Here is a 6,185-nt window from a genome sequence, read left to right as displayed (position 1 = left end):
TTGACGGGTAGCAGTTCAGACAAGGCTTTCTCAGCAATTTTAAAAATCGACTACTCCTTCATGGCTTTGACGACGTCCGGATCGACAGCAAAACTGTATTCCTCATTGGGGAAACTCCGATCCTGCACGTCTTTGATGTACTGGCCGACGGCATCGACGATGGTCTGATGGAGGTCGGCATAGGTCTTGACGAACTTCGGACGGAAACCGCCGCTCATGCCGAGGAGGTCCGTGCAGACCAAGACCTGGCCGTCGCAGACATTGCCGGCACCGATCCCGATAGTGGCCGCCTGTTTCAAGGCCTTCGTAATTTCCGCGGCAATATCCGTCGGGACACATTCCAAGACGATAGCAAAGGCACCGGCTTCTTCTAGGGCTAAGGCTTCCCGGATCAGGCGTTTCGCCGTTTCGGCATTTTTCCCCTGCACGCGGTAGCCGCCGAGCTGATGGACCGACTGCGGCGTCAGGCCGATATGACCGACGACGGGAATGCCGACCGTCGTCATGGCTTTGACAGCTTCACAGACACTGGCGCCGCCTTCTAATTTTACGGCATCACAGCCCGTTTCCTTCATCAACCGTCCGGCATTGTGAAGGGCCTGGCAGACACTTTCCTGATAGCTCATGAAAGGCATGTCGGCAACGACCAACGCCCGCTTCGTCCCGCGGACGACAGCTGCCGTATGATGGACCATATCGTCCATGGTAACCGGCAGGGTCGACGTATGGCCCATGACGACATTGCCCAAAGAATCACCGACGAGGATCATGTCGATACCGGCTTCGTCGACGTTCTGCGCCATGACGTAGTCATAAGCCGTAATCATGGAAATGGGCGTCCCTTCCCCTTTCATTTTCTTGATGGTCAGATTCGTTACTTTCTTATTCATTGTGAACTCCTTCCGCCATCGCAAGGATTTCTTTCAGTACTTCATACTGGTTTTCCGTAATCGTTCCGTTTTCTAAAGAGAGTTCTCCCGCGGCCTTGCTGAAGGCACAGTAAGGAGCGACCAAATCGGCCGGCATGGCTTCCAGGTGTTTGGCCACCGTCCCCGTATCGCCGCGAGAAACAGGTCCGGTCAAGGCCTTCTGCCAGCGATCGGTGCCTTCGAGGTTTCCCACCGTCCCCTTAAGGAGAGGCATCAGCGACTGCGCAGCCTCCTTGTCCGTCTCCGTCCAGCGCCGCATGAGCCGCTGCCCGAGAGCGACAGCCGTCACGACGTAATTGGAGCAAAAACAAGCAGCGGCGTGGTAGAGGACCCGTTCTTCCGGCGGCACAAAAAGAGGCTTGCTGTCAAGAGATGTCACCAGCGAAAGGGCCGCTTCCTTAGCCCGGTCATCGCCGTCGACAGCCATATAAATATGGCGCAGCAAATCTCCCGACGGTGCGGCAAAGCTCTGCAGCGGATGAAGGCTGCCCACCGAAAATCCCAAGGCCGACAACGGCTCAAGAGAAGACAAATCCATGGCCCCGCTGCAGTGAAGGATAACCGTATCATAAGCCCCGTCATCCCCGGAAAGAGCCTCTGCCAGCGCCCCGGCAACGCTCCCGATCACATCGTCACGTACCGTCAGCAGCAGGACATCACAGTGCCGAAGAAGATCGGCCCCGTCGGAATAGGCCTTGACCTGAAGGGACTGCGCCCGCTGCGTCGTATGTTCTTTTGTGGAACAAAGAATACCTTCAACGGCCGAAGGCATGGCTAAAACAAAAGAAGTGCCGACTCTGCCGGCACCGATAATCCCTAAACGCATGATGTACTCCCTCAAAAAAAGCGCATTCCACCCGGGAATGCGCACAAAAAGCCTACGTCTACAAATTTCGTCCCAGTCTTTCGATCCAAGCGACATGCTATGAAATTAAAAATAGGTGCAGCCGAGACCTTAGCGGTACGGATCCCACGGATTCCGTCCAATCCCGGTTACAACTACAGAATACACTATTTGTGAAAACTTTACCAATATCATTTAGGAATAGACATTCCTCTTTGAAGCAAAAAAATAAACATATCCGAATCGGCATTCCTGCCACATTCGGATATGTTTGCTTTGGTGGGCGGTAATGGATTCGAACCATCGACCCCCTCGATGTCAACGAGATACTCTAACCAACTGAGCTAACCGCCCTCAATATGAATTTGTCATGCGACTTTATTATTATAACGCATCTTCGATGTCTTGGCAAGTCCTTTTGATTATTTTTATGGTAATCTGATGTAAGAAGCAATTACCTCAAAACAAAAAGCAGCTCCATGAAGATATAATATCATAGAGCTGCCTGTGTTTCATTGACCTATACGGTATATTCTAACGTCTCATCTCTTATTAAGAGATACTTTAAATAAACAATCAGGCTTAGTGTAAAGCAGCCGCAATCATATTGAAGAAGAGAGCTGATACACCAGCAATGAGGATAAAGGCACCACCAGCAATGGCTAATAATTCACCAAAAATTTTGGTTTGTTGTGTAGATGTGAAATTCTTAATATTTGTCCCCATAGCAGCTAGGATCAAAGCGCCCCCAGTCGACATGGGCGATAATCCAGCCAAAGAGCCACCAGTCCCAACAGCAGCCATCAAGGCTACAGGATCCGTACTACCACCGACTTGCTGAGCAATATCTGCACACATAGGCATCATCGTGGGATATACAACAGCCAGTGCAGAACTAACAAGACTCAACAAGCCTGCCGAAATCCCCATCAAAGGTGTCGCTGTCGATTCGTTCATCAGAGAGGAAATGCAAGAACTCATAAGCTTGATACCGCCAACGTTATCTACAACACCGAGGAAAGCCCCGACACCCAAAACCATGATAATTGTTCCCCATGGAATGTCCTTTATGCATTCTCCATCTTGAGCTACGCCACCCAATACCAAAAGGGCTACTGCAATAAATGCTGCAAGGCCTATATTTACATGGCCTGCAATCATCAATACCAACATAACAATGATTCCACTTAAGGCAATCAATTGACACTTAGAAAAAGCAGGTAACTCTTGCCCGATATCATTCTTCGGCGCTTTAAGTTTATAGCCTTTATAGACGATAAAAATAGCAATACTGCCAATCACAGTAACCAAGGTCTGGCACGCAAGTACTGTCGGCATGACATTTGAAATTCCTGCATTCGATGCAGCTGTCGTTATGATAGCGGCTTCAGGTGTAAGAATAGTCATACGTCCAGCCATTAAACCCATTTCACCAATAACAGCCAACATAATAGGATTATAGCCAACCTGGAGAGCAGTTGTAACCGCTAATGCAGGAATAATTGCTAAAGCCGGTATAGCGCCAGGGCCAATCCCGGCAACAATAAAGCCGGCAATATACATGGCGATAGGAAGAAGCCAAACTCGCTTGCCCGTTGATGCAATAATTTTCTGCGCCAATAAATCCAATGCACCGGTTTTTTTAATAACTGCAAACAAAAGCGTAATACCTACTAAGGTACAGAACATGGAACTACTAATACCGGAAATTAAATTTTTATCCGCTAAGCCAAATATACGAATACTAACTGCGCCTACAGCCAATGCTACTATCCCGATATTGACATGACGAACAAAGGCCAAGATAATTGCTGCAATGAAGATTAATAAAGCTAATAAATCCATTGCCATAATGATACTCCCCTTTCATACCAATTGTTTAGCCAAGCAAGGTATAATGACTTATACACACGGTGAATCAACATAAATTTGATGACTGCTAAATTTACCATCAATAATTGTTGTTTCATACTTTGCTGCAGCTACTAATTTATCAAAATCAATATTGGTATCCATTCCCATGGCATTGAACATATAAATCAAATCCTCAGATGCAACATTACCGGACGCACCAGGTGCAAATGGGCATCCACCTAGACCGCCAAGTGCAGCTTGTACATTAGGCACTCCCGCTTCAATGCCGGCCAGCGTGCAAGCCACCCCCATATTTCTCGTATCATGAATATGTAACTCCAAATATTCATCCGGGAAAACCTGCTTAATAACCGCGATGGTATCTCGTACCATTTTAGGATCTGCCTGACCAATCGTATCAGCTAAGCAAAACTTATGAATTCCTACTTCCGTAGCTCGCCGGATAACCCGAAGGACATTTTCAATCGGTGTTACACCTTCAAAGGGACAAGTGAATGTCGTTGCCATCGAAAGCAAAATGTCCATATCAGGCAGTTCTTGACGAATTTTTTCAAGTCCTTGAAGTGATTCTTCTACCGTCCGATTAATATTCGCTTTATTATGAGATTCACTGACCGAAATAACAGTATCTATCTTTTTCAATCCAGCTTCAGCTGCAGCCTTTGCCCCAAAAAGATTCGGCACAAGAGCAAAGAAATCAAGTCCTTTATCCCCATGTTTTTCTAAGCTTCTTGTTACGACTTCCTTAATATCTTTCATTTGCGGAATTGCTTTCGGATGTACAAATGACCCAAGTTCTATTGATTTGACACCAGCATCAACTAACATATCGATAACTTTAAGTTTTTCTTCTGTTGGAATAAACTGTTTTACGTTCTGAAAACCATCTCGAGGTCCAACTTCTATAAAATTAACGCTCCTAGTCATGATATTATCTCCTTTTCACTTACTAAATGATTTTTTTCTCTGCCAATACTGCCAACGCATTTTCATCAATCCCAAGAAATTCTTTATAAACGGCGCCATTGTCTTGTCCTAAATTTGGGGCCGGAACAGATATATCTGCCTTGGTATCCATCAATTTAACAGGATTACCATTAACTTTCATATCTCCTATAACAGGATGATGGAGTGGAACAAACATTTCTCGTGCTTGTGCAATATGCGGATCCGTCGTAATACGATATAAATCATTAATAGGAGCTGCCGGAACACCAGCCTGTAATATTTTTTCTACGGCCTCATCAATCGTATATTGATGACTCCATTCTTCGATAATCGGCTTTAATTCAGCATGATGGTCACATCGTTTGAGATTCGTTTCAAATCGTGGATCTTGCAGAAGTTCTGGTTTATACAAAACTTTTTCACATAATAATTTAAAAAGTTTATCGTTGCCACACCCAATAACAAATAGTCCATCTTTAGCTTTAAAAGAGTCATAAGGATAAGCTGCTGCATAACGGTTCCCCATAAGTTCCGGTTGTTTCCCGGAAGCAAAAAATCGCTGCGTTCCGGTTTCGAGACTGGCAACAACTGAATCAACCAAAGATACATCGACACGCTGTCCCTTTCCGGTCAAACGTCTAGCGTGAATAGCCATTAGAATACCAATCGTCAAATTCATGCCGCCAAGCACATCCCCCATCGCATTCCCTACACGAATAGGATGTCCACCCGGTTCCCCGGTAATACTCATCAACCCACCTGTAGCTTGAGCGATAATATCATAGCCTGGACGTTGATGGTTCGGACCATAACAACCAAATCCAGATACAGCTGCATAAATAATTTGGGGATTAACCTCTTTCAAGACGTCATATCCGAGACCTAATTTATCCATGACACCAGGACGATAATTTTCGACGACGACATCGGCCTGACGAACTAGATCTTTAAAAATCTGTTTCCCTTCTTCAGCCTTTAAATTTAAAGTAACACCTTTTTTCCCACGATTAACATTGGCATAATACATGCTGGCACCGTTTTTCAAAGGGCCGAATGAACGCGTATCATCACCCTTACCGGGCATCTCAATTTTAATAACATTGGCTCCATAGTCAGCCAACATCATCGTACAAAATGGGCCCGCCAACACCCGAGTTAAATCCAAAACGGTTACGTCTTCCAAAGCTTTTGTCATAGTTATCACCTTATACCTTTTGTTGAATATAAAAGGCAGTGTGTTTGTCCGGACTATGATACTGCCGTTGTTTGATAGGCCCATTATACGGCCGTATTTCACCAATTGGCAAATCAGCTCGTTCTTTTAATATGTAGTTTTATGTGTATTATTGTATTCATTAAACGTCCAGTATACGTTCTATTATTTCATCATGTTAATCCTTTCATAGACTAAGATAAACGTTTAGCCAATAAATAATTCTTATCTCTATGTACGAATATGTGTAATACTGTATTATATACACGCTACAATATATCAACGATTTTCCATAAAAAAAAATTTATTTTTTCTTTACGATAAATTCCCTGATAATCCACTGAAATCGCCCAATCTCAATAATAAAGAAGCTATC

At 44.9% G+C, this 6,185-nt stretch carries 5 protein-coding genes and 1 tRNA gene; all 6 read right to left on the bottom strand.

Annotation, left to right across the window (positions count from 1 at the left end; translation table 11 throughout):
* Positions 1-50 precede the first annotated feature (50 nt).
* Positions 51-890: a 3-methyl-2-oxobutanoate hydroxymethyltransferase gene (gene panB, locus A0U42_RS09925; protein WP_065360839.1), complete on the bottom strand. Its 840-nt coding sequence runs from the start codon at positions 888-890 to the stop codon at positions 51-53.
* Positions 883-1,755: a Rossmann-like and DUF2520 domain-containing protein gene (locus A0U42_RS09920; RefSeq protein ID WP_065360838.1), complete on the bottom strand. Its 873-nt coding sequence runs from the start codon at positions 1,753-1,755 to the stop codon at positions 883-885. The genes panB and A0U42_RS09920 overlap by 8 nt, the downstream gene beginning before the upstream one ends.
* Before the next feature lie 295 nt (positions 1,756-2,050).
* Positions 2,051-2,127 (bottom strand) — tRNA-Val (locus A0U42_RS09915).
* Positions 2,128-2,355: 228 nt separating this feature from the next.
* Positions 2,356-3,624 carry an SLC13 family permease gene (locus A0U42_RS09910; protein ID WP_141669521.1) on the bottom strand — a complete coding sequence of 423 codons (1,269 nt, stop codon included), beginning with the start codon at positions 3,622-3,624 and terminating at the stop codon, positions 2,356-2,358.
* 51 nt (positions 3,625-3,675) lie between these two features.
* Entirely contained in the window at positions 3,676-4,575 is a 900-nt protein-coding gene (locus tag A0U42_RS09905) for a hydroxymethylglutaryl-CoA lyase (protein ID WP_065360837.1), read from the bottom strand.
* Between the two features lie 22 nt (positions 4,576-4,597).
* On the bottom strand, positions 4,598-5,791 hold the full coding sequence (locus A0U42_RS09900; protein WP_065360836.1) for a CaiB/BaiF CoA-transferase family protein: 1,194 nt from the start codon (positions 5,789-5,791) through the stop codon (positions 4,598-4,600).
* Positions 5,792-6,185: the final 394 nt, after the last annotated feature.

The organism is Megasphaera sp. DISK 18, from assembly GCF_001682955.1.
Lineage (GTDB): Bacteria > Bacillota > Negativicutes > Veillonellales > Megasphaeraceae > Megasphaera > Megasphaera massiliensis.
Note: the sequence above shows the minus strand (reverse complement) of the source record. Positions and strands in the feature narration are given on the sequence as shown.

What these genes read in the sequence shown, in the direction of transcription:
- panB (WP_065360839.1), bottom strand. Translation starts at nt 890, where the DNA reads ATGAATAAGAAAGTAACGAATCTGACCATCAAGAAAATGAAAGGGGAA.
- A0U42_RS09920 (WP_065360838.1), bottom strand. Translation starts at nt 1,755, where the DNA reads ATGCGTTTAGGGATTATCGGTGCCGGCAGAGTCGGCACTTCTTTTGTT.
- A0U42_RS09910 (WP_141669521.1), bottom strand. Translation starts at nt 3,624, where the DNA reads ATGGCAATGGATTTATTAGCTTTATTAATCTTCATTGCAGCAATTATC.
- A0U42_RS09905 (WP_065360837.1), bottom strand. Translation starts at nt 4,575, where the DNA reads ATGACTAGGAGCGTTAATTTTATAGAAGTTGGACCTCGAGATGGTTTT.
- A0U42_RS09900 (WP_065360836.1), bottom strand. Translation starts at nt 5,791, where the DNA reads ATGACAAAAGCTTTGGAAGACGTAACCGTTTTGGATTTAACTCGGGTG.